Below are 26,770 nucleotides of genomic sequence, written 5' to 3'. Positions count from 1 at the left end.
CGATGACCAGCCCCACTCCGGTCGACCTCCCCGACGGCACCCGCGTCCGAGCCAGGGGTCTCCGCAACGGCCCCATCACCGACGCCCCCGACTACGGCCTCTATCTGGGAGGCTCCCGCCTACGCCGGTACGAACCCACCCTCACCTGGCCCCACACCTGGATCGACTGGCCGGACTTCTGGCTCCCGCGCGACCGCTCCGAAGCCATACGGCTGATCAAGGACGCACATGTGCGCGCGGCTTCGGGCGAAGTCGTGGAAATCGCCTGCGGTGGCGGTATCGGCCGAACGGGCACCGTGCTGTCGTGCCTGGCCATCCTGAGCGGGGTAGCCCCTGCGGAAGCGGTTGCGTGGACGCGGAAGCACTACCTGCCCGGCGCGGTGGAGACCCCGTGGCAGAAGCGCTGGGTGGAGAAGTTCATCTGAAGTCGCGGGATTTGGCCTCTATGCGCATGTGCAGGGTCTGCATGTGGTCGGCATAGAGGCTGATCACGCCCTCGGACTTCTCCACCATCCCGCGGATCAACAGCGCCGCGCTGGTCCGGGCGATCCGGCGGTAGCGCACCCACAGGCCCGGGGAGCACACCACGTTCACCATCCCCGTCTCGTCTTCGATGTTCATGAAGGTCACCCCGCCCGCGGTCTGGGGGCGTTGCCGGTGGGTCACCGCGCCGCCGAGGAGGATTCGGGTTCCGTTCTCCACCGAGGACAGGCCGGACACCGGGAGGGCGCCGATCCGGTTGAGGTAGGGGCGGATGAACTGGGTGGGGAAGCTGTCCGGGGAGATGCCGGTGGCCCAGACGTCGGCTATGGCCTGGTCGAGGGTGTCCATGCCGGGGAGGGTGGGGGCGGTGGCGCCGACGACCGTGCCGGGGAGGTGGCCTTTGCCTTCGGAGACAACGGCTCCCGCGGTCCACAGGGCTTCTCGCCGGTGTGGGGTGAAGCTGCCGAAAGCACCCGCGGTGGCCAGGGCCTCTATCTGGGGGCGGGTCAGTTCGACTCGGCGGGCGAGGTCGGTCATGTCCGCGAAGGGGGTTTCGCCGCGGGCGGCGATGATGCGGGTGGCCAGTTTCTCGCCGATGTTGCGGATCGTGCTTAGGCCAAGACGGATGGCGGGGCGTTCGCCTGCTGGTTCGAGGGTGGGGTAAGAGAGGCTGGCGTTGATGTCTGGCCCTAGAACGGTTACGCCGTGGCGGCGGGCGTCGGCTACTAGGGACTGCGGTGAATAGAAGCCCATGGGCTGGGCGCGCAAGAGCGCCGCGCAGAAGGCTTCCGGGTAATAGAGCTTGAACCACGCGCTCGCGAAGACCAGGTACGCGAAGCTAAGAGCGTGGCTCTCCGGGAAACCGAAGTTCGCGAACGCCAGCAGCTTCGCGTAGATGCGGCCCGCCAGTTCCTCGTCGATCCCGTGCGTGGCCGCACCCGCGTAGAAGCGCTCCCGCAGCCGCTCCATGCGCCGGGTAGAGCGCTTGGCGCCCATGGCCCGGCGCAGCTCGTCGGCCTCGGCGGGGGTGAAGTCGGCGATGTCGACCGCCATCTGCATGAGCTGTTCCTGGAACAGCGGGACGCCCTTGGTCTTGTGCAGGGCCTTCTCCAGCAGCGGGTGGTCGTAGGTGATCTTCTCGGTGCCGTTCTTGCGCCGGATGTACGGGTGCACCGACCCGCCCTGGATCGGCCCCGGCCGGATCAGCGCGACCTCCACCACCAGGTCGTAGAACTCGCGCGGCTGCAACCGGGGCAACGTCGCCATCTGCGCCCGACTCTCCACTTGGAACACACCCACCGAATCGGCCGCGCACAGCATGTCGTACACCCCGGCGTCGGCCAGGTTGAGCTCGCCGAGTTCGACGGCCGCGCTGTGGTGCTCGGCCACCAGTTCCACCATGTACCGCAGCGCGGAGAGCATCCCGAGCCCGAGCAGGTCGAACTTCACCAGCCCGACGGCGGCGCAGTCGTCCTTGTCCCACTGCAGCACGGTCCGGTCGGCCATCCGCGCGGGCTCCACCGGGCACACCTCGCTGACCGGCCGGTCGCAGATGACCATGCCGCCGGAGTGGATGCCCAGGTGCCGTGGGAAGTCCTCCAGTTGCCCGGCCAGCTCGAGCACCGCGACCGGCACGTCGAGGTGGTTGTCGCCGACGGTGCTGGTCAGCGGCCCCCACCGGTCGATCTGCTTGCTCCACGCGTCCTGCTGCCCCGGCGAGTACCCCAGCGCCCGCGCCATGTCCCGCACGGTCGACTTGGCCCGGTAGGTGATCACGTTCGCCACCTGCGCCGCGTGCCGCCTGCCGTGCTTGGTGTAGACGTACTGGATGGCCTCCTCCCGCCGGTCCGACTCGATGTCCAGGTCGATGTCCGGCGGCCCGTCCCGCGCCGGGGCCAGGAACCGCTCGAACAGCAGCTCCCACCGCACCGCGTCGACGTTGGTGATGCCCAGCGCGTAGCAGACCGCCGAGTTCGCCGCCGAACCCCGGCCCTGGCAGTAGATCCCGTTGTCCTTGCAGAACCGCACGATGTCCCAGACGATCAGGAAGTACCCGGGGAAGCCGAGTTCCTCGATCACGGTCAGCTCGTGCTCGATCTGCGCGTGCGCCTTGTCCGCGCCCGCCCCGTACCTCGTCGCCGCCCCCTCCCGGACCAGCTCACGCAGGTAGCTCGCCTCGGTGTGCCCATCGGGCACGGTGAACGGCGGCAACTCCGGCGCCACCACCTCCAGGTCGAACGACAGGGCGACCCCCAGCACCGCGGCCCGCTGCACCGCCCCCGGGTACCGCTCGAACCGCTCCGCCATCTCCTTCCCACTACGAAGATGCGCCACAGCTGCGGGCGGCAACCACCCCTCTAGTTCGTCCAGACTCCGCCGCGCTCGCACCGCCGCCATAGCCGCCGCCAACCGGCCTCGACTCGGATTCGCGTAGTGCACAGCATTGGTGGCCACGGTCGGCAGCCCCAACTCGGCTGCCATCTTGTTCAGCAGGTCGTTGCGCTTGGAGTCCTCCGGGTACCCGTGGTCGACCAGCTCCACAAACACGCGGTCCTTACCGTAAGAGACCGTCAACAACCTCAACTGCTCAAACCCGGCGGCAGGCCCACCCTCAGCCAAAGCCTTGCGAACCGCCCCCTTGCGGCACCCAGTCAGCACCACACAGTGCTCCCGCGTCTCTTCGAACACCTCCTGCAAGTTGTATAGAGGCTTCCCCTTCTCCTTGCCCTCAAGATGCCCAGAGGTGAGAACCCGGCACAACCGGTGATACCCCTCTTGCCCGGCAGCCAGTAAGAGGAGGTGCTCCCCCTCAGGATCAGCCACCCCGTTCTGCGGCGCAGTCAACCCCAGACTGAGCTCGGTGCCGAAGACAGTCCGAACCCCGACCTCCTTGGCCGCCTCCGCGAACCTGACCACCCCGTACATCCCGTCATGATCAGTGATCGCAACGGCGTCGAGCCCCAACAACGAAGCCGCCTCAGCCAACTCCTCCGGATGACTGGCCCCGTCGAGGAAGCTGAAGTTGCTGTGGCAGTGCAGCTCCGCGTACGGAACCCGCCCATCCCCATCCCCCTGATCGGCGACCACCCGGGCCCCCGAAGGCGAAACATACCTCTCCCGATGGTGCGTCCACGCCGGACTGTCCCCACCATCCCCCACAGCGGCCGCCCGCCCCGACAGGATCCGCTCCAACTCCGACCACCGCACCGGCGGGTTGCTCCACCCCATTTCCCCAACCCACCCTCCGAGCCAGCCCACCTGGTTGACCACCGCTCCCCGGAAGCTGGCGTGCCAAACCAGCCCACCGAGTCAGCCCACCCAAACCCAACCCACCGAGCCAGCCCCGCCAGCCCGGCCACTGGACACTCGGAAGCCGCCCACCCAACTGCTCGATGGGGCGGACTTGTTTTGTGTGGGGTGGCGGCAGTCGTAGCCTTGCCTCGCTGCAGGGCCATGCTTTTCGGCCCCGGCTTGTGCGGTCCTGCCACGGCTGGTGCAGGGGCCCCGCGCAAAACAAGTTCGCCCCATCGAGCACACCGGACCACCCAGGGATCCAGTGCAATGCCGCAGGCGAGCCGATGCCGCCGCTACCCCTCCACCACCGGATCCTCCGGCGACCGCCGCTGCTCCGGTATCAACTCCGCCAGATCGAAGAGATCCAGCCACTCGTCCAGGATCGGATCACCCGGCGACATCAGTCGTACACCCCTTCCACGGACCACTTCTCGTTCTCCCGCACCAGCAGCAGCGCGTCCTGGTTCTCCACTTCGGACCGCTCCGCCAGCAGGACTTGCAACCGCGCCCGGCGGCGCCCGTTGTCCTTCTCCCACCACCGCTCGTCGGCAGGCCACGGTCCAGCCCACGCGATCACCCGCCGGGACGTCCCGCCGACCGCCACCTCGTCTGGTTGGCCGGTCAGGGTGAAGCGGCCGGTCACGCCCACTTCTGCGCCGTCGCGGTCGAACACCGTCGCGGGGACGCGTTGGGTGGGGATCGTCGCCGGGGCGGGTGGGGGTAATCGGCCGGGCCAGGGGAGGTCTGGTGGGGTTTCGGGGCGTTGTTCGTCTCCCCAGGGAGTTAGCGTGACCTGTTCCGCGGGGCCCCGGCCGCCGCTGAGGGTTGGGGTGAGGACGCCTTCTTGTCCTAAGAGGCCTTGGACGTGGACCATGGCTCTGGCGGCTCGGGTGGTTTGTTCGCCGCCTTGCCACAGTTCCAGTTGTAGGGCGTGGCCGTCTACGGTCTCTTCGGGTTCTAGGCGTAGCAGGGTGATTCCGGCTGAGGGGCGGTCTGAGCCGCGAAGCCAGCCGTCCAGCTGCCAGCGGACCCGGTCGGAGATGCCGGACGGGGTAAGAGGGTCTGCGCAGCGCCATAGGCGAACCAGTTCTTCACCGTTGGCGGTGACGGCGTGGATGGCCAGGCGGGTGCAGGCGAGGCCGTGGGACGCCAAGAGGCTGTGCAGCCGGTCGCCGAGGGTTCTGGCTGCGAAGGCGGCGGCGTCGACCCGGTCGATCGGGGGATCTGGGGTGTGCGCGACGGACAGGTCTACCGGGGGGCGACGGCGGGAGGGCGGGCGTTGTTCCAGGCCGCTCGACAGGCGGTGGGCGTGGCCCGCGTCGGCGCCGAAGCGGGAGGTGACGTCCGCGTGCGGGAGGGCGGCGAAGGCGCCGAGGGTGAGGATCCCCAGGCGGCGCAAGAGGTCCACCAGGTCCGGGCGGTCCGGTAGTTCGCGGATGTCCAGCGGGGCGAGGAAAGCCGCGCTCCCGCCCGGTGGCACGACCAGGCCGCGGTGGGCGGCCAGGGTGGCGGCGAACAGGCCGTCGGCCACGCCCACCTGGGCCTCGGCGCCGGTGCGGATCGCCACCTGGTCGATCAGGCGCTCGGCGGCGGCCTCCTCCGACCCGAAGTAGCCGGACGGACCTCTGGCGGGGACGGCGACCACCCCGGGGGCGACCACCTCCACCCCCACCGCCAACTCCTCCACCGCGGCGGCCACCGGCTCGAACAGCCGCGCGTCGCGGTCGGCGTCGGCCTGCAGCACGGCGATGTCCGGGCACCGGCCCTGCGCCTCCCGGCGGCGCAGGCCCGGCCGGACGCCCTCCCGGCGGGCCTGGGCGTTCGCGGTGACCACCTCGTTCGCCGAGACCACCACCGCGGGCGCGTCGACCGCCAGCCCGGCCGCCATACCCGCGGCGACGACCGGCCAGTCCGGGCACCAGAGCACGAGCAGGCGGGTCACGGTTCTCTCCTGACAGCAGGGTTGGTGGTGTCGAACATATGTTCGAACGGGGGTGGCGTCAAGGGTGTTCCACCCCGCAGGGTGAACGTCGTTCGCCGAGGTCGGGCGGCCGCGCCCCGGCCCCTGGCCCGCACCTCGACCCGGTGGCTGCTGAGGTGGCCGTGGCCGACCCCCAGGCCGGACCAGCGGCCGCGCGCCACGCTCAGCTCCACCTCGGCGCCCGGCCACGAACCGACCGCGACCAGTGCCGCGCCCCGGTTGCGGGCGCGCGCCGACAGCTTGCGGGCCAACGGGTCGCCGATCCGGTTGGCGGCCACGGCCACCAGGTCGAAGCCGTCCAGCAGCGCCGCGACGACGGCGGCGAGCTCGCCGCCGGGGCGGGGGACCAGTGCGGTCCGCTCGACGGCCATGCCCATCTCGGCGGCGGCCAGCACCCCGAGGTCCGGCATGCCGACCACGGCTGTCCAGGCCCCCTGCGAGCTGGCTTCGGCGAGCAGGGCGAGCAAGAGCCCGGAAGACCCCTGTACCGAGACTGTGCCGCCACGCCGGAGGCCACCCCAGGGGAAGAGGTCGGCCAGTTCGGGGTGGACGGGAAGGACGCGCGGACCGGCGAGGGTGCCCGGTTCGACGCGAAGGGGGTGTGGGCTCGGATGCGCCGACATGCTCAGCCGCCGCGAGACGGGGTGGGCGCGCCACGGGCACGCCTACCGGGGGTGACAGTAAAAAGTGGCCGCTACCCGCTCCCGGGTACTTCCCCGCGTCGGGAGCGGATAGCGACCACACCGCGGTTACCTCCACAGATCGGCACGAGCGCCGCTCAAGTCGCGCGCGCTTCACCGTGGGGAGACGGCGGTTCCGGGTGGTTGGCCTCGACTCCGACCGCCCGGATTCGAACGTGTGTTCGACATCGGAAGAATACCCCAGACCGGCGGCCTGTCAAACCCGTGCACACAGGACTCCCGGCATGACGCAGATCTCCGCGCACCGGCCGCCACCTCGGACTATGGTCAGTTGCACAAAACCACTGAGCTGGGGGTAGCGATGACCGCGCTGGTCGACGTCGAGCGCGTGGACGAGAGTTGGCGCTCGTGGACCGGGGCCCACGGCGGCCTGCTGGCGGGCATCGCCCTCGAACACGCCGGTAGGCGCGTCCCGGGACTCCCGGCGCGGGCGCTGCACGCGTCCTTCCTCGCCGCCGTCCGGTCCGACGAGGTGCGCGTATCGGCCGACCTGATCAAGGCGGGCCGCAGCAGCTCCACCGTCACCGCGCGCCTAGAGGCGGGGGACAAGCTTGCCTTGCTCGCCACCGGAACCTTCGGCGGCGGGGATAGCGGCCCTAAGAGCCCAGCCCTGGCCCTTCAAGGCATCCCTGATGTCGAGGACCTGGAGCCGTTCACGCTGCCGCCGGGGTTGGTGCCCTTCGCGCAGCACATCGAGTTCCGGCCTGTAGGCGGCGTTCCGCTAAGCGGCGGTGATAGCCCAGTCCTGACCTCTTGGGTCCGCCTGATCAATCCGCCCGCGCGGCCAGAGTCGGCGGCAACGGTGTTGTTGGACGTGCTGGCGCCAGCCCTCTATGCGACGCGCACTACCCCGGTACCCATCCCCACCGTGGAACTGGCCGTGCACTTCACCGAGGCGGCGCACACCTTCAACGCGGGTGAGTGGGCCTTCGCGCGCATCCACACCGAGCACGCGAACGCGGGCTGGTGCGTTGACGGCAGCGAGGTGTGGGACCGCAACGGCGACCTCGTCGCCACCGGCAGGCAGACCCGCCGCATCCTCGAAGGCTGAAAGTGGGGGCGAGGAACCCTCGCCCCCACCACGTCAGTGCGCGAAGTGCCGGGTACCGGTCAGGTACAGCGACACCCCGGCTGCCTCGGCGGCCGCGATGACCTCGGCGTCGCGAACCGAACCACCGGGCTGCACGATCGCGCGCACCCCGGCCGCCACGAGGACCTCAAGACCGTCCGGGAACGGGAAGAACGCGTCCGACGCGGCGACCGCGCCGACCGTGCGGTCCCCGGCGCGCGACACCGCGAGCCGAGCGGCGTCCACCCGGTTGACCTGCCCCATGCCCGCGCCGACGGTGGCGCCGTCCTTGGCGATCAGGATCGCGTTCGACTTCACCGCGCGGCAGGCCCGCCAGGCGAAGGCCAGGTCGGCGAGGGTGGCGTCGTCCACCGCCGCACCGGTCGCCAGCGTCCACTTGGCCGGGTCGTCGCCCTCGGCGTCGAGGGTGTCGATGGTCTGCAGGAGCAGCCCGCCCGACACCGGCCGCAGCTCGGCACCCGACCGGCGCGGCGGCTCGGCGAGCAGGATCCGGATGTTCTTCTTGCGGGTCAGCACCTCCACCGCGCCGTCGGCGTAGGCGGGGGCGACGACGACCTCGGTGAAGATCTCCGCCACCTGCTCGGCCATGGCCACGCTGACCTCGCGGTTGGCCGCGATCACGCCGCCGAACGCGCTGGTCGGGTCGCAGGCGTGCGCGTTGCGGTGCGCCTGCGCGATGTCCACGTCGGACACCGCGATACCGCACGGGTTGGCGTGTTTGATGATCGCCACGCACGCCGACGCGTGGTCGTGCGCGGCCCGCCAAGCGGCGTCCGCGTCGACGTAGTTGTTGTACGACATGTCTTTGCCGTGCAGCTGGGTCGCAGTGGCCAGCCCGGACGACCCGTCCCCTTGCACGTATAGAGCCGCGCTCTGGTGCGGGTTCTCGCCGTAGCGCAAGACGTTCTTCCGCTCCCAGGTGGCGCCGACCCAGCCCGGGAAGCCCGACCCCTCGTCATCGGGGGCGAGGACGTTGCCGATCCACGACGCCACAGCGACGTCGTAGGACGCGGTGTGCCTATAGGCCGCAGCGGCCAAGGACTGCCTGTCGGCCAAGGTGAAGCCGCCAGCCGCGACCTGCTCCAACAGCCACGAGTACCTCGCGGGGTCGACGACAACGGCCACGCTGGCGTGGTTCTTCGCCGCCGCGCGCACCATCGCCGGACCGCCGATATCGATCTGCTCGACGCACTCCTCCGGCGAGGCACCCGAGGACACCGTCTTGACGAACGGGTACAGGTTCACCACCAGCAGGTCGAACGGGGCGATCTCCAGCTGGTCGAGCTGCGCCACGTGCGCCGGGTCGCGCATGTCGGCCAGCAGCCCGGCGTGCACCCTCGGGTGCAGCGTCTTGACCCGGCCGCCCAGCGACTCGGGGAACCCGGTCACCTCCTCCACCGGCGTCACCGGGACCCCGGCGTCGGCGATGGTCTTCGCGGTGCCGCCGGTGGACACGATCTCCACCCCGGCCGCGTGCAGGCCGGTCGCCAGCTCCAGCAGGCCGCTCTTGTCCGACACGCCGATCAGCGCGCGGCGGATCCGCCGCCGCTGGGCCGCCTCGGTAACGCTCACGGGATGCTCACCTTTCGTCCGTCCACGGTGTAGCCCTCGGCGGCCATCCCGGCGACCACGTCCACCAGCAGCCGCCGCTCCACCACCTTGACGCGCTCGTGCAGCCCCGCCTCGTCGTCGCCCGGCTCGACCAGCACCGGCGCCTGGCCCAGGATCGGCCCGGAGTCCACGCCCGAGTCGACCAGGTGCACGGTGGCCCCGGTGACCAGGACGCCGTGCTCGAGGGCGTCGCGCACCGGGTGCGCGCCGGGGAAGGCGGGCAGCAGCGCGGGGTGCGTGTTGATCGTCCGGCCGCCGAAGCGGGCCACGAACCCGGCGCCGACGATCTTCATGAACCCGGCCGAGACCACCAGGTCCGGCCGGTGCGCCGCGACCGCCTCGGTCAGCGCCGCGTCCCAGGCCGCGCGGTCGGCGTGGTCGCGCAGGCGCACCGAGAAGGTCGGCACCCCCGCGCGTTCGGCCCTGGCCAGGCCCTCGATCCCGGTCCGGTCGGCGCCGACGGCCACCACCTCGGCCGGGTAGTCCGGCGACGCGGCCGCGTCGAGCAGGGCCTGCAGCAGGGTGCCGGACCCGGAGACCAGGACGACGACCCTGGCTGGGGAAGCGGGCGGGTACTGAGCGCTCAACGTGCTCCCTGCGAAGGCCGGACCAGGACGCGCCCAGACTAGGCCGTGGGAAGTCGATCTTGCTCAGGACCCGGGCTTGGCTGTGTCCCCGCCCTCGTGCTCGTCCTCCGGCTCGGCCTCGTCCGCGACCGCCTCGTCCACCGGGTCTTCTGGTTCCTCGACCTCGTCGGGGTCTTCTTCGGTCTCGTCGGTCTCGTCGTCCGGCTCGGGATCAGGCTCTGGTTCCGGTTCGGGCTGCGGTCCCGCAGTCCAGGCGATCAGGCCGCCGGGGACCGCGACCCAGGCCACCAGCGCCAACGACAACCACGCCGCCCGCAGGTCCAACGGGTTGAAGGGGCCACCGCCCAGCGCTCCGCCCGCCGCCCCACCCAGCACCGCGAACACCATCGCCACCACAACGGAGGCCACCGCCACCGCGCGCAACCGCATCCGGGGTGACTCGTCGACCTCGCGCAGTACCCAGCCCACCAGCGTCCCGACAGCGCCGGGCAACGCGAACAGCACCAACCACCACGGTTGACCATGCTCCGGCAAGGCGCCTAGAAGCGGCAGCGGCGGCACTACGCCACCGGAGAAGTCCATAGGGGACACCACAACCGTCCCCAAGGAGAAGCCTGGGCCCGCTGCGAACCCCGTGGCCGCGATCACCGCGTTAGGCAGATATCCCAGCGACAGCAACAACATGCCGACACCGCCGCCGAGGCCCTCTATGGCGAAGAGGCCCTTCACGGTCGAGAACGACAGGGCCAACGCCAGGGTCAGCACAACCGCGCCCGTGGCAAGCAGTGCCGCCACCGCGAGCAGACCGGCTCGCAGGCCTCTTAGCGCTACCGCGTCCATCCGCTCGGACAACACGTGCAATACCCCAGCGCGCGGAATCACCCCGGCTACGGCGGCGATACCGGACAGGAGAGCCGGGTAGTACAACCCCGCCAAGGGGTCGATCGTGACCGTTCCACCCGAACACAACAACGCCAGCGTTAGGCCCACCACGGCATGCGCGCCGACAACGGCACCCACCACCTGCCCAGCCTCCCGCGGCGTCTCCACGTCCAACCGTTCCGCTGCCGCAGCCGCCGTCCGCCACACCAGCACCAACACCAGCAGCGTCGGCAACAGGGGCAGAGCACCGAGTTCATGGCCCTCGATCCGCACCGGCACCTGGTAAGCCGCTAGCCAGCCCGGCACCGCCGCGGCCAGAACACCGGGCGTGGTGAACAACGCCCGCGCCGCGATCGCCGTGACCAGCGCCAACACCGCCGCCACAGCCGCGTACCCGGTGAGCACCGGCCCAACAGCGGCGACAGCGAGCACCCGCCCGCGCAGCGACCGGGTGATCACGACCCGGTCGGTCTCCTCGGCCTCCAACAGGTCGGTGTCCGGCATGGCCCCCACTCTGACACCCGCGCTCCGCCGATCGGTTCAGCCACGCCGCCACCCACCAATCCGGTGAACGCCCGGAAACGAGGTCGGCGACGGACCCCGACCGCCTCGGGCCCGACGACGGCGAGGTGCGGACATCGCCAACGGCACCCGCCCAGCGGCGGTGGCGGTCAGCCGAATCCGGCTGCCATTCCTGTGTTCGGGCAGCCGCCCCGGATCTGGCACTGCTGCCCCCGGCAGGCAGCCACCTGCGCCGAGGTTGATCAGCCTCATCACCGCCACCACCCCGGAAACGCGGAACGGGCGGGGTCTCCGGTTTCCCGGTGACCCCGCCCGTTCCGGCGAGAAAGCGCGTCAGCCCTGCTGCGGGTACCCACCCGGCGGCGTGCCGGGGGCGTGCGGGGGCTGGCCGAACTGGCCCTGCTGCGGGGCGAAGGTGGTCTGCGCGCCCGGCTGCGGCTGCTGCACCGGCGGCTGGCCGTAGGGCTGCTGGAACTGCCCGGACGGCGGGTTGTAGCCGCCCGGCTGTCCGAAGTGGCCGTGGTGCTGCGCGGGCGCGGGCGGCTTGAGGATGCCCGCCTCGAACAGGAACGCGGCGATGGCGCCACCGGACTGCAGCAAGCCGAAGATCAGCACCATGATGCCGCCAGCCTTGAGCTCGCCGTCGCTGGCGAACACGCTGAACAGGAACGCCAGCGTCGCGCCGAGCACCAGGGCGACCGAGTGCACGCCGACCTTCTTGTCACCGGCGAGCACCGCGGGCAGCGCGAGCAGGCCACCGGCGAACAGCAGACCGGGCACCCAGCCGAAGCCGCCCTCGTAGAAGCTGATCGACGCCGCGAGCGGGGCGAACCCGAGGAACAGGTTCAGCGCGCCGAGACCGAGCACGACCAAGTGCAGCGTCTGCGCCAGGGTGAACCTGCTGCCCGAGGCCACCGGCGGCGGGCCGAACCCCGGCTGGGGCTGCGGTGGCTGCTGCGGTTGTCCCGGCCCCGGGTATCCGCCCGGCGCACCTGGGTAGGTCATCGCGTGCTCTCCTCAGCGACGAAGAAACATCAGAGCCAACGAAACGCTAGCCCATCCCTGCCCGTTGGACGTCACCCGACCGTGTCCGGTTCCCGGGCGGATGAACGAGCGTGGGGCCGGACGCTACCAGCGCCCGGCCCCACGGTAGTGCTCAACACTCCCTAGCCGCGCGCGGTGAACAGCTCCCGCGCCAGCGCGGCGGTCTCCGACGGCGTCTTGCCGACCTTGACGCCTGCGGCCTCGAGGGCCTCCTTCTTCGCCTGCGCGGTACCGGCCGAGCCGGACACGATCGCGCCCGCGTGGCCCATCGTCTTGCCCTCGGGGGCGGTGAAGCCCGCGACGTAGCCGACGACCGGCTTGGTCACGTTCTCCTTGATGTAGGCCGCGGCCCGCTCCTCGGCGTCGCCGCCGATCTCGCCGATCATCACGATCAGCTCGGTCTCGGGGTCGGCCTCGAACGCGGCGAGCGCGTCGATGTGCGTGGTGCCGATGATCGGGTCACCGCCGATGCCGACCGCGGACGAGAAGCCGATGTCGCGCAGCTCGTACATCATCTGGTAGGTCAGCGTGCCCGACTTGGACACCAGGCCGATCTTGCCGGGGCCGGTGATGTCGGCCGGGATGATGCCCGCGTTGGACTTCCCGGGGGAGATCAGGCCGGGGCAGTTCGGGCCGATGATCCGGGTCTTGTGCCCGGTGGCGACCGCGTGCGCCCAGAAGTAGGCGGAGTCGTGCACCGGGATGCCCTCGGTGATGACGACCGCGAGGCCGATCTCGGCGTCGATCGCCTCGATGACGGCGTCCTTGGCGAACTTCGGCGGCACGAAGATGACCGACACGTCCGCGCCGGTCTCGGCGATGGCCTCGGCGACGGTGGCGAACACCGGCAGCGACTGGCCCTCGATCTCGACCTTGGTGCCCGCCTTGCGCGGGTTCACCCCGCCGACGATGTTCGTGCCCGACTTGAGCATCCGCGCGGTGTGCTTGGTGCCCTCGGAGCCGGTGATGCCCTGGACGATGACCTTGCTGTTCTCGGTCAGGAAGATAGCCATCTGGGTCAGACCCCCGCAGCCGCGAGCTCGGCGGCCTTGTCAGCCGCGTTGTCCATAGTGTCGACGACCGTCACCAGCGGGTGGTTGGCCTCGGCCAGAATCCGCCGACCCTCGTCGACGTTGTTGCCGTCCAGGCGGACGACCAGCGGCTTGGTGGCCTCGTCGCCCAGGATCTGCAGCGCCGCGACGATGCCGTTGGCGACCGCGTCGCAGGAGGTGATGCCGCCGAAGACGTTGACGAAGACGGACTTCACGTCCGGGTCGCCCAGGATGATGTGCAGGCCGTTGGCCATCACCTCGGCCGAGGCGCCGCCACCGATGTCGAGGAAGTTCGCGGGCTTGACGCCCTTGTGCTTCTCACCGGCGTAGGCGACGACGTCCAGGGTGGACATGACCAGGCCCGCGCCGTTGCCGATGATGCCGACCTGGCCGTCGAGCTTGACGTAGTTGAGGTCCTTGGCCTTGGCCGCGGCCTCCAGCGGGTCCTCGGCGTCCTTGTCGACCAGCGCGGCGTGGCCGGGCTGGCGGAAGGCGGCGTTCTCGTCCAGGGTCACCTTGCCGTCGAGGGCGATGACCTTGTCCTGCGGGTCGCGCACCAGCGGGTTGACCTCGACGAGGGTGGCGTCCTCGCTGACGAAGGTCTCCCACAGCTTGACGATCACCTCGGCGGCCTGCTCCAGCACCTCGGCCGGGATCCTGGCCTGGGTCGCGATGTCGCGCGCGGTCGCCAGGTCGACGCCCTTGATCGCGTCGACCGGCACCTTGGCCAGCGCGTCGGGGCGCTCCACGGCCAGCTGCTCGATCTCCATGCCGCCCTCGGCCGAGGCCATCGCCAGGAAGGTCCGGTTGGCGCGGTCGAGCAGGAAGGAGAAGTAGTACTCCTCGGCGATGTCGGAGGCGACGGTCACCAGCACCTTGCGGGTGATGTGGCCCTTGATGTCGAGGCCGAGGATCGCCTCGGCCTTCTCCTTGGCGCCGTCGGCGTCGTCGGCGAGCTTCACGCCGCCCGCCTTGCCGCGGCCGCCGGTCTTCACCTGGGCCTTGATGACCACGGTCTGCCCGAGCCCCTGCGCGATCGCGTGGGCTTCCTCGGGGGTGCTTGCCACGTCGCCCGGCAGGACCGGGACCCCGTGGGCGGCGAAGAGATCCTTCGCCTGGTACTCGTACAGGTCCACTCGACAGTCTCCTGACTTACGGTGTCGACGTGCTGCTGTGGGACGACAGGCTTGGGTGAGGTCGCGCTGTCTGACGACACGGGAACCCTAGCGACGTGGGATGGGGCTTGACACTTCGCACCCGGTGAGGTCCGTCACGACCGGTGGTGAGCTCACTCACCGGCCGTGGCGACGACCCAGGCGGCGATCGAGTCCACGCCGACCACGGCTATGTCGGTGGCGCCATTGTCGGCCAACAGCGCGGTGATCGCCCCTAGAGCGCCCGGCGCGGCCACGGCATCGGCGTCCTCCTGCATGGCCGTGCTGACCAGCGCCTCAGGGGTCGCCGCCGCCAGGTAGACGACCTCGACCCCCAGGTCGCGCAGCGCCGCGGCCACCGCGGTGTCCTGGCTGACCAGCACCACCCTCACCGGCGGCTCAGCACCATCAGCGCTGCCACCACCAGGGCGGCCGCGCAGGCCAACGACAGCCACAGGCCGGGGCCGGGCACCGAGCCGATCGCGCGGGCCGAGGTCAGCGGGTACTCCATGGCGCGGACCCCGACCAGGCCCGCGCAGCCGAGCAGCAGCGCGCCCGCCCGGTGCGGCCGTGACGCGGGCGTCAGAGCCACCGCCACGACGACGGTGATCACGGCGAGCAACAGGCCGAGGGAGGCGAGCCGGAACTCGGTCCAGATCCCCGGGGGCACCAGCCCGCGGGCCTTGCCGACGGGCAGGCCGAAAGCGCCGACCGCCAGCAGCCCGGCCACGGCCAGCGGGGCGACCAGCGCGAGGTCGAGCGGCCGGTCCTGCGGTTCGCCGCGCTCGGCGTTGCCCGCGAACAGCACGGTGATCGTCGCCGCGCCCGCGAACACCACGGCTGCCGCGGTGAACCAGACGGCCGCGCCGGTGCTGATGGGGGCGCCGACGCCGGTCGCGGTCACCACCGCGTCCAAAGTGGACGTACCGGCCAGTGCGATCGAGGCGAGGGCGGCGGCGAAGGCGGGCCGCACCGGTGCCGCGACCCTGGGGATCAGAAGGGGTATGGCGAGCGCGGCCACCAGGATCCCGGCCGGGAGGAACAGCCGGTTGGAGAAGGTCTCCTGCTCGACGCCGTCGACAGCCAGAACGGTGGTGGTCGCGGCGGCGATACCCGACAGTCCGGACAGGACCCCGAGCACGCCCGCGATCCGGTGCACCGCAGCCACCGGATCGGTCCCCTGCTCGTCCCGGGTCGTCACCCACACGGACACCGCCAGCCCCGCGACCCCGAGCAGAGCCACGCAAGGCCCGGGGGCCGCTTCGAGCAGCCCCACCCACAACCCGGCCGCGACCTGCGGAACCGCGATCGCCGCCACGCCGAGAACCACCCCGACCGCAGCGCCGCGCGTCCCCACCAACGCCGCGCCGACGACCCCGATCCCGGCGACCAGCAGCGCGAACCGCCCCAGCCACGGGCTGTCGATCAGCCCCTCGGCGAGCAGGAACGCATTCCCCGAATAGAACGGTGCCAACTGCAACCCGAACGCGGCCACGACCGCCGCCACCAACCCCACCGGCGACCGCTGCTTGACCTCGTCGTGCACCTCAGCGGCATAAGGAGTCCCGTAGGGCGCTCCAGCCCGGTTGGCGGCCAAGACACCCGCGGTGATCGCGAGGAGGTGGCCGGCGAGCAGCAGCCACAGGCCCGCACCGGCGTGCAGCGGAGCCAGGCTGGTCGGAACCATAATCTCCGGCCGGGACACCACCAGGGGGTCGACCAGGAACTGGAGATCGCCCAGCAGCCGCCCAGGCCCGAGGAGGGCGGCCCCGACCAGGACACCCGCGCCCACGACGGGCCGCTTGCCCGCCACGAGCCCCATCGCCACGGCAGGGGGGAGCGCGGCGAGCAGGAGCAGCAGGGGAAAAGAGGAGAAACCGGGCGGCGGCCCGTGGTCGACAAGCCCGATGGCGATGCCCGCGATCTGGGCGAAAGCGCCGAGAGCTGCGAGGCCGAGGGCGAGCCGCAGTTGGACCGGACTCTGGGCCCACCCAACCCGAGCCCCGGCTCTGTCGTCGGCGGGCGAGTCAGCGGGGGACGGGGTGGTGATCCGCGAAGTCATCGCAGGCAACGCTAGCAAGCGGGTGCTGGGGGCGCCGTCGGGTCGTCGGCTCGCCTTCGGCATTGCGCTGGATCGTGGTGGCGTGGGCAGGCTCGATGGGGCGGGCTCGCGACCCGGACCCGTCGTGGTCGGGTGTGCTCGATGGGGCGAACTTGGTTTGCGCGGGGCCCCTGCGCCACCCGTGGCAGGACCGCAAAGCTGGGGCCGAAAAGCATGGCCCTGTCCGCGCACAACGCTACGGGCACCGCCACCCCACACAAACCAAGTCCGCCCCATCGAGCATTGGGCGGGCGGCTTCCTGGGGGCGGTCGTCGGGTTGGGCGGGACGGCTCGCGACTCGGAGCCCCCACGCAAGCCAAGTCGGCCCCATCGAGCAGAGGGCTCCGAGGGGTCCAGTGTCCGGGTCGTGACCTTCGCGCCCGCCCGGGACGAACTCGGGGGTAATTCGGTTGCCACCCGGATGGACGATTGATGGGAGACCCAGCTCACACTATAGGTGTGACTTCGGGTTAACTTTGCGTAGTAGCCGCTGGGTGCCGCGTTCTGGTCGTATGGTGTCCGGTGAGATCTGGGTGAGCACTGTTGCCTGCGGCGCTGCCTCCCCGTTACTGTCCCCGGGTCCGTTGTCACGGTCTGGTCACGAACAGGACGGGGTAGGAATCCGGCTCGGATGCCTGCTCAACCGGGTCCCCCGCCCGGTGTCCGACACCGAACGAGCTCGTCCCCCGCGAGCTGGTGGTGTGGCCCGACTCCCCGAAGGCGGAAGGCTAGGTCTTGTCTCGACATCGCTCCACCGGCGGCGAACACGAGTTCGCCGCGCTCGACGAAGCGCTCGAACGCGGTGCACGCCGCGCCAAGGGTGCCCACCGGATCGCTCCGCCGTCATCGGCGTTGCGCGGTCGCGTCGTCGTCGCCGCTGTGGCGGTCGGCGCGTTCGCGGCGGCGGCCGCTGGGCAGACCCTGCAGTCGGCCGCGGCGGGCGGTGGTTCCCCGGCGGACGAGGTCGTCCCGCTGGCGGGGACCCGCCAGGCGTCGGCGGCGATGGGCATGGGCGGTGACGCACCCGCCACCCCCGAGCTGCTCGCCCTGGCCAACCAGGCCGACGGCACGGTCGAGGCCCAGAAGATGGCCACCACCGAGCGGCTCACCCAGGCCAAGGCCGAGCGCGCCGCGGTGCTCAAGGCCCAGCAGGAGGAAGCGGCCAGGCCCAAGTTCGTCCGCCCGGCCGTCGGCACCTTCACCTCCGGCTTCGGCGCCCGCTGGGGCGTCACCCACTACGGCGTGGACATCGCCAACCGCATCGGCACCCCGATCCTGTCGGTCGCCGACGGCGTCGTGATCGAGGCGGGCACGGCCAGCGGCTTCGGCCTCTGGGTCCGCGTCCAGCACGCCGACGGCACCGTCTCGGTCTACGGCCACGTCAACGACTACGTCGTCCGCGAGGGCCAGAAGGTCAAGGCGGGCCAGATGATCGCGCACATGGGCAACCGGGGCCAGTCCACCGGTCCGCACCTGCACTTCGAGATCTGGGACGCGGACGGGCGCAAGATGAACCCCACCCCGTGGCTGGCTTCTCGGGGCATCGCGCTCTGACCGCCGCTGTTGAGTTGTCACGCGGTTAGTCCGACCCACCCCCAGAGTGCCCCCGATCACGCTGCCTGAAACCCCCATTGCTTGAAACCCCCGCTGCCATGTGAGCAGTGAACCGCACGGGTACGACAATTTCTCGAACCCGTGTGCGACGTGGGCTAGGTTGGCCGCCATGGATCAGGTGAGGCTGGCTCGGCACCGGGACGTCCTGGCACGGCACGTCGACAGCGGCGACATCCCCGGCGTCGTGGCGCTGCTCGACCACGGCGGCCAGGCGCACCAGACCGTCCTGGGCGACCTCCCCGCGGGCGCCGACACGATCTTCCGCATCTCGTCGATGACCAAGCCCGTGGTGACCGCCGCCGCCATGACCCTGGTCGAGGAGTGCGTCCTGCGCCTCGACGACCCCATCGGCGACCTCCTCCCGGAACTGGCCACCCCGCGGGTCCTCAAGGCCATCGACAGCCCGCTGGACGACACCGTCCCGGCCCGGCGCCCCATCACCGTGCGTCACCTGATGAACTCCACCTTCGGGCAAGGCGTGATCATGGCGATGCCCGGCACGTACCCCGTCCAGACCGCCATCGCCGAGGCCGGGTTCGAACCGGGACCGCCCCAACCGCAGTCCACACCGGACGCCGACGAGGCGATGCGTCTACTGGGGACGATCCCGCTCCTGAGCCACCCCGGCGAGAAGTGGTGGTACAACACCGCTTACGACGTCCTCGGTGTCCTCATCGAACGGGCGACCGGCCAGCCGCTGGACGTCGTCCTCGACGAACGGATCTTCGCCCCGCTCGGCATGCGCGACACCGGGTTCCACGTCCCCGCCGACAAGATCGCCCGGCTCGCCACTGCCTACTCGAACACCGACAGTGGCGAACGCGTCGTCTACGACCCGCCAGAGGGTCAGTGGAGCACCCCGCCCGCCTTCCGCTCCGGCGCGGGCGGCCTCGTCTCGACCGCCGCCGACTACCTCGCGTTCCTGTCCGCCCTGCGCGCGGGCGGCGGCCCGGTCCTGTCCCGCCCGTCGGTGCTGACCATGACCTCCGACCAGCTCACCGCGGCCCAGAAAGCGGGCGGCGGCCTGGTCGACGGCTTCTTCGACACCACGACTTGGGGCTTCGGCCTCAGCGTCGTCACCGCCCGCGACGACATCCACAAGACGCCCGGCCGCTTCGGCTGGGAGGGCGGCCTCGGCACGTCCGGGCAGGTCGACCCCGCCGAGGACCTGGTCACCATCCTGCTCACCCAGCAGGCGTGGACCTCCCCGGCTGGCCCGAAGGTCTACTCCGACTTCCTGACCTCCGCCTACCAGGCCCTCTAATCCCCGCGACCCACGGCAACGCTGCCCCGCCAAGCCGGGAACGATGCCGGGCGGGGACGTGGGGGCGGGTGGCGGGGGAGAGTGAAACTAGAGCTTCACCATCGGCACGCTGCCGATCAGCATCAGCCGGATGGTGCCCGAGGTGCCGAAGTCGATCGTCGCCGTGGCCCTCGGCCCCTGGCCGTCGGCGGCGACCACGGTGCCCAGGCCGTACTTGTCGTGGTTGACCCGGTCGCCGACCGCCAGCGACAGCGACGGGCCGTCCTTCCAGCCGCTGGTCGGCGACGCCCGCTGCCTGCTGGCCTGCACCGACTGGCTCGAGCGGCCGCCCCAGGTGGTCGCCCTGGTCGGCGCCGAGCGCTCCGGCCCGATCCGGCGCCACTCCAGCAGGTCCGGCGGGATCTCGTCGAAGAACCGCGACGCCGGGTTGGTCATCGGCTGGCCCCACGCCGAGCGCACGATCGCCCGCGACAGGTACAGCCGCTCCCGGGCCCTGGTGATGCCGACGTACGCCAGCCTGCGCTCCTCGGCCAGCTCCACCGGGTCGCTGAGCGCGCGCATGTGCGGGAAGATCCCGTCCTCCCAGCCGGTGCTGAACACGACCGGGTACTCCAGGCCCTTCGCGGTGTGCAGGGTCATCAGCGTGACCACGCCACCGGAGTCCTCGGCGTCGGGGATGGAGTCCGCGTCGGCCACCAGCGACACCCGCTCCAGGAACGCCGCGAGCGACCCGGCGGCGGGCCCGGTCTGCTCGACCGGGGCGATCCCCTCGGGGGCGTTGTCGGGCGCCATGACCTCCGGCGCCTCGGTGAACTCCCTGGCGACGGTCAGCAGCTCGTTCAGGTTCTCCAGCCGCGAGGCGTCCTGCGGGTCGTCGCTGGCCTCCAGTTCGGCGCGGTAGCCGGTCTGGTCGAGCACCGCGTCGAGCACCTCGGCCACGTCCTGCCCGTCGTCGACGAACCGGCGCAGACCGTCCACCAGCTCCACGAACCCGGACACCGCCCGCTGCGAGCGCGGGTTGAGCAGCGGGACCTTGCCCTCGGTCGCCGCGCGCAGCGCCGCGGCGAAGCTGATCCGCTCCCGGTCGGCGTAGGCGGACACGCACGCCTCGGCGCGGTCGCCGATGCCGCGCTTGGGCACGTTGAGCACCCGCCGCAGGCTGACCGTGTCGTCCGGGTTGGCCAGCACCCGCAGGTACGCCAGGGCGTCGCGGATCTCCCGGCGCTCGTAGAACCGGACCCCGCCGACCACCCGGTAGGGCAGCCCCAGCCGGATGAAGATCTCCTCGAACACCCGGGACTGGTTGTTGGTCCGGTAGAACACCGCGACGTCGCTGTTGTTGGCCACCCCGGAGTCGACCAGCCGGTCGATCTCGTTGGCCACGAAGCTGGCCTCGTCGTGCTCGTTGTCGCCGACGTAGCCGACGATCTTCTCGCCGTCGCCGGACGCGGTCCACAGCCGCTTGTCGCGCCGGTTCGGGTTGCGCGAGATGACCGCGTTGGCCGCGGTGAGGATGTTCTGCGTGGACCGGTAGTTCTGTTCCAGCAGGACGGTCGTCGCGTCCGGGTAGTCCCGTTCGAACTCGACGATGTTGCGGATGGTCGCGCCGCGGAAGGCGTAGATGGACTGGTCCGCGTCGCCGACCACGCACAGCTCCGCTGGCGGCAGGCCGTCCTCGCCCTTGCCGACCAGCTCCCGCACCAGGGTGTACTGGGCGTGGTTGGTGTCCTGGTACTCGTCGACCAGCACGTGCCGGAACCGCCGGTGGTAGTACTCGGCCACGTCGGGGAACGCCTGCAGCACCTCGACCGTGCGCATGATCAGGTCGTCGAAGTCCACCGCGTTGGCCTGGCCGAGCCTGCGCTGGTACTCCGCGTACACCTCGGCGACCCGGCGCTCGAGGTCGTTGCCCGCGTTCTGCGCCGCGGTCTCGGCGTCGACGAGCTCGTTCTTCAGGTTCGAGATGTGCACCGACAGCGTCCGCGCCGGGTACCGCTTGGGGTCGAGGTCCAGGTCGCGGGCCACCAGGGTGAGCAGCCGCCGCGAGTCGTCGGCGTCGTAGATGGAGAAGCTCGACCCCATCCCCAGCGCCTTGCCCTCGCGGCGCAGCACCCGCACGCACATGGAGTGGAACGTCGACACCCACATCGCGTTCGCCCGGCGGCCGACCAGGTCGGCCACCCGCTCCTTCATCTCCGCGGCGGCCTTGTTGGTGAAGGTGATCGCCATCACCTGGCCGGGGTGCACGTGCCGCTCGGCGAGCAGGTAGGCGATGCGCCTGGTCAGCACCCTGGTCTTGCCGGAACCGGCGCCCGCCACCACCAGCAGGGGGGTACCGGCGTGCTCGACGGCACGGCGCTGGTGGTCGTTGAGGTCGTCGAGCAGTGCCGCCACCCGCGCCGGGAGCCGCTGCTCGGGGGCCGGGCCGGGATCGGGTGCGGGGAGGTCGAAGAGAGCTTCCATCGTGGCGACCACCGTACCGGTCACCCCCGACAGTCCTGTGCCGCCACCGGGCCCCCGACCGACCCCAGTAATTCACCCAACTGCTCGCCCAGCGCCGTCGAGGTGTGCCAAACTCGTCTGGTGCTGACCTGCTACGAGTTTTTCTACGGGACCCGGACTCCGGCTCCCGTAGTGGCGTAGGCACCACAAACCCACCGCGAAGCCCCGAGTCCACGGACCCGGGGCTTCCGTTGCTTCGGGAACGTGACCTGGTGCGATCCAACACCGAGGGAAGATGATGAGCCCGATCACCGAGAACAAGACCGAGCCCGAGACCGACAAGCCGGGCGTCGAGCTGCCCGCCCCCGAGGAAGTGGCCGAGCTCCGCAAGGAGATCGACGTGCTCGACCAGGAGATCCTGCGCCTGGTCAAGCGGCGCGCGGAGGTGTCCAAGGCGATCGGCGCGTCGCGGATGGCCGCCGGTGGGCCGCGGATCGTGGTCAACCGCGAGATGGACGTGCTCGCCCGCTACCGCGAGCTGGGCCCGGCCGGGCGCACCCTCGCGCTGGCGCTGCTGGACCTGAGCCGGGGCAAGCTCGGCCGCTGACCCGGGACAACCAGGGTCGACTAGGGGGCTTCCCCCATCTGGGCGGTGGCCCAGGTGGGGCAGACTGGGACCATGTTGGATCTCATCGCGGTCCTCGTCGCCATCGTCGCCCTGGTGGCCGCCCTCGGTCTCACCGGATACCTCGCGCTGCTGAACTCGGCGGCGCGCAAACGCGGGGTGAGCGGCAACTCGGTCGCCACCTACGTCCGCAGCCGGTGGCCCGTCGCCGGGATCACCACCGCCGGGGCGCTGCTCGCCTGGTTGCTGACCAGCGGGGGCGGCTTCCTCGACGTGGTGGCGATCCTCATCGCGGCGGGCTCCGGCGCGACCGCGGGCAAGGCGCTGACCGCCACCATGGACCGCTACCGCACCGACAAGTGAACCCAGCGGGGGACACCGCGGCCGCGTTTCACGCGAACGTGTAGCGCGACCCGGGCGACAGCGGCGCAGGCGAAACAACGGAGCGTGACCGCTTAGTCTTCTCCGCGTGATCAGAGCTGCCGCGCGCACCCCCAGGTCCTCCCGCGGGCCGGAGCGTTCCCGGTCGTCAACACCGGCCGAACGCTGAAGCGGGGTCCCAGCACGATGGCTCCCGACCCCGAAGACGACCACCTCGACGAGTCGAGCGACTGCCCGGACGAGCTGGACGGCTTCGAAGCCGAGCCCGGCAAGCACCGGGCTTGCGGCTCGCGAGCTCGGCGTGTGCGCAGTGCGGGAGCGCACTCGCGCAACAGCGCGGCGCGCGCCGCAGACGACACCGACGTACTGCCCGTCGTCGGCGCCACCGTGCGCGTCGACCGGCCCGCGACCGGGTTGGCCAAGTTCGACCTGGGCAGCATCCCCGCGTCGGTGACCCCGCCACGCTCGTGGCGGCACGCCGCCTGGTTCGCGGTCACCTCGGCGATGCTGGTCGTCCTCGGCATCACCTACGCCGCGGTGACGCTGATGACCGGCCCGCGCCGCCCCGACGTGATCGAGGCGCTGCCGGGCCTGCCCAGCCAGTTCCCCCGCCCGTTGACCGACGCCCCGTCCGGGCTCACCTCGACCCCGGACCGCAGCCAGTCCGCCACGCCGTCGACCACGACCGCGGGCACCGCGCCCACGCCGGAATCGGCCGCCGCGCCCGCCGAGCCGCCGCCCCCCGCCCCGTCCGGACCCGGTTCGGCCGCGATCGGGCCGTCCACCACCGACAGCAGGCCGGGCACGTTCTTCGAAGCGGAGCCGCAGACCGGCGCAGCGCCGCGCAGCACCGTGGTCACCCCGATGCTGGTGGTCCCGTCGAACGACCCGGACACCATGGGCGACCGCACCGAGGCCTACTACCGGGACGTGGTCGCCGACCCGGGAGCCGCGTTCGCGATGACCAGCGGGCACCTGCGCCGCCAGGGCCAGGAGCAGATCCAGCGCCGCTACGCGGACGTGACCAAGGTCGAGGTGGAGCGGATCGTCATCGACCCCACCCGGGCGCGGACCAGGTCGGTGCTGCGGGTGTTCCGCAAGGACGGGTCGGTCAGCACCGAGCAGCGCGAGCTGACCTTCTCCTACGGCGAGGACCCGCTCATCACCGCGGACAAGACGACCCCGTGAGCGCCGGAACCCGTGCTCGGTTCACCTCTTCGCCCTGGTGGGGCATGATGGGCGGGGTGGGGTCGCGGTGATGGACCGCGCGGCCCCCGGTGTTGGTCCGATCGCACCCGACCCGGCGGGATCCGGCCGGAGCAGTGAGTCACCACTGCTCCTTTCGAGTGAATCTGACGGCCAGGTATCGCCTCGATCGGGTGATGCGCCGAGAAAGACTGGTGTGAGCAGAAGGCGGCACGGTACGAGTTGCCCCGACGAGCGAGTCAGGCGGAGGAAAGCGGCAGTGGATCGTCCGACGACCGGCAGGCGCCGGGTGCGTTCCGGGTCGGTTCGCGTCGCCGAGCTGATCCAGCGCAGGCCGGACGCCGAGTGCGAACCGGTCGACGCCGAGCCGGTGTTCACCCCGACGGTGGACCCCCAACCGGTGCGGGTGGTGCTGGACCGCGCGGCGCACCGGACGGTCGACCACCGGATCACCGACGGCCCGACCGCTGATGCCAGGACCGCGGGCGGCCCGGCCGAGCGGGACCCCGACTCGCGCGCCGCGCGCCTGGCCAAGCTCACCGGCCTCGGCGTCGCCGTGGTCACCCTCTGCGGCGCGGTCGCCGCTGCCACCATCGTCGCCCGCGACCGGGACGCCACCAGGGGTGCCGTCGCCGCGGCCGGTCAGATCACCGGCGAGCGCGCCCTGCTGCCGCACCAGCTCGGCCGTGCCGTCACCGGCGCCGACGACGCCGCGGACACCCGGTTCGAGCCGCAGTCGACCGGCGCCGCGTCCGGCAGCATCAGCCCGCCGCCGACCACCACCAGCCCGGTCCCGTCGAGCAGCGGCCAGCGCAGGGGCGACACCAGCCCGGCGCACTGGGAGCGCGGCGCCCGCCCGGTCACCTCCAACCGCGAGCTGGTCCTGGAGTACTACCGGCTGATCGAGATCAACCCGCGCTCGGCGTTCGAGCTCATCGCGGGCGACGTGCTGGGCACCACGCTCGGGGAGTTCCTGGGCTCGTGGACCGACGTCAGCCGGATCGAGGTGCTCGACGTGGTCGAGCGGCGTGACGGTGTGCTCGCGGTGCTGCGGCTGCACCTGCGCGACGGTGTTCACCTGCGCGTGCAGCAGCTACTCACGGTCACCAGGACCGCGCCGCAGCGGATCGTCGGCGCCGAGTTGGTGTCCGCGCAGCTGGACTGAGGTCCGCTGTTCTACCCCCGTTCGGGGCAGGCCTGTGACAATATGTAGCGGTCACCGGTGGCGCCCCCGTGGTGGTGGGACTGCGTTCGTGCGCGCTGCGTGAACGCCTAGCCTGGAACGGTCGGCCACCCCCGGTTGGCGAACCGGCGACGCCGGTGCCGGGGGTGTGCCCGGTGGCGCGCACCCGCGCCGTAGACGAACAGCCCGCGAGGCGCTTCGCGGGCAAGGGAGGTTCCGGTCGGGATGAGCGACGAGGGCCGGCTGGTCGCCGGGCGCTACCGGCTGGAGCGACGCATCGGCAGCGGCGCGATGGGCGTGGTCTGGCAGGGCGTCGACGAGCGGCTCAACCGGACGGTCGCGATCAAGAAGCTGTTGCTGCCACCGGGGTTGCCCGAGGACGAGGCCGAGGAGGCGGTGGCCCGCTGCAAGCGCGAGGGCCGCATCGCCGCCCGGTTGCACCACCCGAACGCCATCGCGGTCTTCGACGTCGTCGACGAGGACGGCGCCCCCTGCCTGATCATGGAGTACCTGCCGTCGGTGAGCCTGGCCATCGCGCTCACCGAGCGCGGCCCGCTCGACCCGATCGAGGTCGCCGCGATCGGCGTGCAGGTCGCCGCCGCGCTGGCCGCCGCGCACGCCGCCGGGATCGTGCACCGCGACATCAAGCCTGGCAACATCCTGCTCGGCGACGACGGCTCGGTGAAGATCACCGACTTCGGCATCTCCCGCGCCTCCGACGACGTCACCGTCACCAAGACCGGCCTGATCGCCGGTACCCCCGCCTACCTGGCCCCCGAGGTCGCCGTCGGCCGCGACCCGTCGGCCGCCTCCGACGTGTTCTCCCTCGGCTCCACGCTCTACGCGGCCACCGAGGGCGAGCCGCCGTTCGGGCTCTCGGAGAACACCCTCGGCCTGCTGCACGCCGTCGCCTCCGGCAAGATCAACCCGCCAACCGGCTCCGGCCCGCTGACCGACGTGCTGGTCGCCCTGCTCGCCTCCGACGTCGACGACCGGCCCAGCGCGGCCAAGGCCCGCGACATGCTCGGCGCGGTCGCCAGGGGCGAGGACCCGGACGTGCCGCCGGTGCCGACCGCGTCCGACTCGCGCACCCGCCTGGTCGCCGCCGCCGACCCGACCGCGGTCAACCCGCGGACCGGCCGGGCGCGACCGGTCGCCGCGCCCCCGCCGCTGCCGCCGCGCTCGCGGATGCCGCTGGTGGTCGCCGGGGTGGGGTTGGCCGCGATCCTGGCCGTGGGAACGTTCTTCATCATCAACCGCGAGACCGGCGCCGAGCCGAGCCACCAGCCCGGCCCGATCGACAACCCGCCCAGCGTGGTCGTCGTGCCCACCACCAGCGATCGGCCGTCGGAGACCGAGCGGCCCACCAAGGTCGTCGTCCCGACCACGACCGCGCAGAAGCAGACCAGCACCGCGGTCAGCACGACGACCCCGTCCGCGCCGTCGACCACCACCACACCGCCCGCGCCGACCACCACCACGACGACCGCGGTCACCACCACGACCGACGCCAACAACTCGAGCGTGACCCCGACCACCACCCAGTGAGCCAG

The 26,770-nt window shown here is 71.4% G+C and carries 21 protein-coding genes; 9 read left to right on the top strand and 12 right to left on the bottom strand.

The features are described 5' to 3' along the window. Nucleotides 1-2: 2 nt before the first annotated feature. A complete protein-coding gene (locus JOD54_RS02300; RefSeq protein ID WP_204448963.1) occupies nucleotides 3-425 on the top strand; it encodes a protein-tyrosine phosphatase family protein in 423 nt (140 codons plus the stop codon). Here JOD54_RS02300 and JOD54_RS02295 read toward each other — a convergent pair. The 3 genes from JOD54_RS02295 to imuA' all read right to left on the bottom strand — a co-directional run bounded on the left by JOD54_RS02295 (nucleotide 418) and on the right by imuA' (nucleotide 6,381). Next, entirely contained in the window at nucleotides 418-3,711 is a 3,294-nt protein-coding gene (locus JOD54_RS02295; RefSeq protein WP_204448962.1) for an error-prone DNA polymerase, read from the bottom strand. The two genes, JOD54_RS02300 and JOD54_RS02295, sit on opposite strands and share 8 nt — an antisense overlap. A 466-nt stretch (nucleotides 3,712-4,177) precedes the next feature. After that, nucleotides 4,178-5,665: a DNA polymerase Y family protein gene (locus JOD54_RS02290; protein ID WP_204456023.1), complete on the bottom strand. Its 1,488-nt coding sequence runs from the start codon at nucleotides 5,663-5,665 to the stop codon at nucleotides 4,178-4,180. 50 nt (nucleotides 5,666-5,715) lie between these two features. Continuing rightward, entirely contained in the window at nucleotides 5,716-6,381 is a 666-nt protein-coding gene (gene imuA' / locus JOD54_RS02285) for a DnaE2-dependent mutagenesis accessory factor ImuA' (RefSeq protein WP_204448961.1), read from the bottom strand. Between the two features lie 379 nt (nucleotides 6,382-6,760). Between imuA' and JOD54_RS02280 the strand changes: the two genes are divergently transcribed. Further along, entirely contained in the window at nucleotides 6,761-7,510 is a 750-nt protein-coding gene (locus JOD54_RS02280) for an acyl-CoA thioesterase (RefSeq protein WP_204448960.1), read from the top strand. A gap of 33 nt (nucleotides 7,511-7,543) precedes the next feature. On the opposite strand, the gene purH is transcribed toward JOD54_RS02280, so the two are convergent. The 8 genes from purH to JOD54_RS02240 form a co-directional block, all read right to left on the bottom strand. After that, nucleotides 7,544-9,121 carry a bifunctional phosphoribosylaminoimidazolecarboxamide formyltransferase/IMP cyclohydrolase gene (purH, locus tag JOD54_RS02275; RefSeq protein WP_204448959.1) on the bottom strand — a complete coding sequence of 526 codons (1,578 nt, stop codon included), beginning with the start codon at nucleotides 9,119-9,121 and terminating at the stop codon, nucleotides 7,544-7,546. Continuing rightward, nucleotides 9,118-9,747 carry a phosphoribosylglycinamide formyltransferase gene (gene purN / locus JOD54_RS02270; RefSeq protein WP_204448958.1) on the bottom strand — a complete coding sequence of 210 codons (630 nt, stop codon included), beginning with the start codon at nucleotides 9,745-9,747 and terminating at the stop codon, nucleotides 9,118-9,120. Before purN ends, purH begins: the two co-directional genes overlap by 4 nt. Before the next feature lie 63 nt (nucleotides 9,748-9,810). Continuing rightward, complete coding sequence (locus JOD54_RS02265; protein WP_204448957.1) at nucleotides 9,811-11,133, bottom strand: cell division protein PerM; 1,323 nt, start codon at nucleotides 11,131-11,133, stop codon at nucleotides 9,811-9,813. A 351-nt stretch (nucleotides 11,134-11,484) separates the two neighbouring features. Beyond that, the gene (locus tag JOD54_RS02260) at nucleotides 11,485-12,156 is read right to left on the bottom strand and encodes a DUF5336 domain-containing protein (RefSeq protein ID WP_204448956.1); all 672 of its coding nucleotides are present in this window, start codon (nucleotides 12,154-12,156) and stop codon (nucleotides 11,485-11,487) included. Nucleotides 12,157-12,317: 161 nt separating this feature from the next. Next, a complete protein-coding gene (gene sucD, locus JOD54_RS02255) occupies nucleotides 12,318-13,208 on the bottom strand; it encodes a succinate--CoA ligase subunit alpha (RefSeq protein WP_204448955.1) in 891 nt (296 codons plus the stop codon). A gap of 5 nt (nucleotides 13,209-13,213) precedes the next feature. After that, entirely contained in the window at nucleotides 13,214-14,383 is a 1,170-nt protein-coding gene (sucC, locus tag JOD54_RS02250; RefSeq protein ID WP_204448954.1) for an ADP-forming succinate--CoA ligase subunit beta, read from the bottom strand. A 152-nt stretch (nucleotides 14,384-14,535) separates the two neighbouring features. Beyond that, a complete protein-coding gene (locus JOD54_RS02245; protein ID WP_204448953.1) occupies nucleotides 14,536-14,793 on the bottom strand; it encodes a hypothetical protein in 258 nt (85 codons plus the stop codon). Further along, complete coding sequence (locus JOD54_RS02240) at nucleotides 14,790-16,463, bottom strand: hypothetical protein (RefSeq protein WP_204448952.1); 1,674 nt, start codon at nucleotides 16,461-16,463, stop codon at nucleotides 14,790-14,792. The genes JOD54_RS02245 and JOD54_RS02240 overlap by 4 nt, the downstream gene beginning before the upstream one ends. 774 nt (nucleotides 16,464-17,237) lie before the next feature. Here JOD54_RS02240 and JOD54_RS02235 point away from each other — a divergent pair. Together JOD54_RS02235 and JOD54_RS02230 are read left to right on the top strand one after the other, a co-directional pair. Further along, on the top strand, nucleotides 17,238-18,056 hold the full coding sequence (locus JOD54_RS02235) for a M23 family metallopeptidase (protein WP_204448951.1): 819 nt from the start codon (nucleotides 17,238-17,240) through the stop codon (nucleotides 18,054-18,056). 169 nt (nucleotides 18,057-18,225) lie between these two features. Continuing rightward, a complete protein-coding gene (locus JOD54_RS02230; RefSeq protein WP_204448950.1) occupies nucleotides 18,226-19,380 on the top strand; it encodes a serine hydrolase domain-containing protein in 1,155 nt (384 codons plus the stop codon). Nucleotides 19,381-19,467: 87 nt separating this feature from the next. On the opposite strand, the gene pcrA is transcribed toward JOD54_RS02230, so the two are convergent. Continuing rightward, nucleotides 19,468-21,843 carry a DNA helicase PcrA gene (pcrA, locus tag JOD54_RS02225; RefSeq protein WP_204456022.1) on the bottom strand — a complete coding sequence of 792 codons (2,376 nt, stop codon included), beginning with the start codon at nucleotides 21,841-21,843 and terminating at the stop codon, nucleotides 19,468-19,470. 277 nt (nucleotides 21,844-22,120) lie between these two features. Between pcrA and JOD54_RS02220 the strand changes: the two genes are divergently transcribed. The 5 genes from JOD54_RS02220 (at nucleotide 22,121) to JOD54_RS02200 (ending at nucleotide 26,765) form a co-directional block, all read left to right on the top strand. Next, on the top strand, nucleotides 22,121-22,429 hold the full coding sequence (locus JOD54_RS02220) for a chorismate mutase (RefSeq protein ID WP_204456021.1): 309 nt from the start codon (nucleotides 22,121-22,123) through the stop codon (nucleotides 22,427-22,429). A gap of 72 nt (nucleotides 22,430-22,501) precedes the next feature. Then, nucleotides 22,502-22,810 carry a hypothetical protein gene (locus JOD54_RS02215; RefSeq protein WP_204448949.1) on the top strand — a complete coding sequence of 103 codons (309 nt, stop codon included), beginning with the start codon at nucleotides 22,502-22,504 and terminating at the stop codon, nucleotides 22,808-22,810. 204 nt (nucleotides 22,811-23,014) lie between these two features. Then, a complete protein-coding gene (locus JOD54_RS02210; RefSeq protein WP_204448948.1) occupies nucleotides 23,015-24,016 on the top strand; it encodes a hypothetical protein in 1,002 nt (333 codons plus the stop codon). A 277-nt stretch (nucleotides 24,017-24,293) separates the two neighbouring features. Continuing rightward, on the top strand, nucleotides 24,294-25,199 hold the full coding sequence (locus JOD54_RS02205; RefSeq protein WP_204448947.1) for a hypothetical protein: 906 nt from the start codon (nucleotides 24,294-24,296) through the stop codon (nucleotides 25,197-25,199). 243 nt (nucleotides 25,200-25,442) lie between these two features. Further along, nucleotides 25,443-26,765, top strand: coding sequence for a serine/threonine-protein kinase (locus JOD54_RS02200; protein ID WP_204448946.1), 1,323 nt, complete (start codon nucleotides 25,443-25,445; stop codon nucleotides 26,763-26,765). The last annotated feature ends 5 nt before the right edge of the window (nucleotides 26,766-26,770 follow it).

The sequence above is a fragment of the Actinokineospora baliensis genome (assembly GCF_016907695.1).
Lineage (GTDB): Bacteria > Actinomycetota > Actinomycetes > Mycobacteriales > Pseudonocardiaceae > Actinokineospora > Actinokineospora baliensis.
Note: the sequence above shows the minus strand (reverse complement) of the source record. Positions and strands in the feature narration are given on the sequence as shown.

Coding starts and splice junctions, on each gene's coding strand:
- JOD54_RS02300 (WP_204448963.1), top strand. CDS start 3: ATGACCAGCCCCACTCCGGTCGACCTCCCCGACGGCACCCGCGTCCGA.
- JOD54_RS02295 (WP_204448962.1), bottom strand. CDS start 3,711: ATGGGGTGGAGCAACCCGCCGGTGCGGTGGTCGGAGTTGGAGCGGATC.
- JOD54_RS02290 (WP_204456023.1), bottom strand. CDS start 5,665: ATGGCGGCCGGGCTGGCGGTCGACGCGCCCGCGGTGGTGGTCTCGGCG.
- imuA' (WP_204448961.1), bottom strand. CDS start 6,381: ATGTCGGCGCATCCGAGCCCACACCCCCTTCGCGTCGAACCGGGCACC.
- JOD54_RS02280 (WP_204448960.1), top strand. CDS start 6,761: ATGACCGCGCTGGTCGACGTCGAGCGCGTGGACGAGAGTTGGCGCTCG.
- JOD54_RS02265 (WP_204448957.1), bottom strand. CDS start 11,133: ATGCCGGACACCGACCTGTTGGAGGCCGAGGAGACCGACCGGGTCGTG.
- JOD54_RS02260 (WP_204448956.1), bottom strand. CDS start 12,156: ATGACCTACCCAGGTGCGCCGGGCGGATACCCGGGGCCGGGACAACCG.
- sucD (WP_204448955.1), bottom strand. CDS start 13,208: ATGGCTATCTTCCTGACCGAGAACAGCAAGGTCATCGTCCAGGGCATC.
- JOD54_RS02240 (WP_204448952.1), bottom strand. CDS start 16,463: ATGACTTCGCGGATCACCACCCCGTCCCCCGCTGACTCGCCCGCCGAC.
- JOD54_RS02230 (WP_204448950.1), top strand. CDS start 18,226: ATGGATCAGGTGAGGCTGGCTCGGCACCGGGACGTCCTGGCACGGCAC.
- pcrA (WP_204456022.1), bottom strand. CDS start 21,843: ATGGAAGCTCTCTTCGACCTCCCCGCACCCGATCCCGGCCCGGCCCCC.
- JOD54_RS02220 (WP_204456021.1), top strand. CDS start 22,121: ATGAGCCCGATCACCGAGAACAAGACCGAGCCCGAGACCGACAAGCCG.
- JOD54_RS02215 (WP_204448949.1), top strand. CDS start 22,502: ATGTTGGATCTCATCGCGGTCCTCGTCGCCATCGTCGCCCTGGTGGCC.
- JOD54_RS02210 (WP_204448948.1), top strand. CDS start 23,015: ATGGCTCCCGACCCCGAAGACGACCACCTCGACGAGTCGAGCGACTGC.
- JOD54_RS02200 (WP_204448946.1), top strand. CDS start 25,443: ATGAGCGACGAGGGCCGGCTGGTCGCCGGGCGCTACCGGCTGGAGCGA.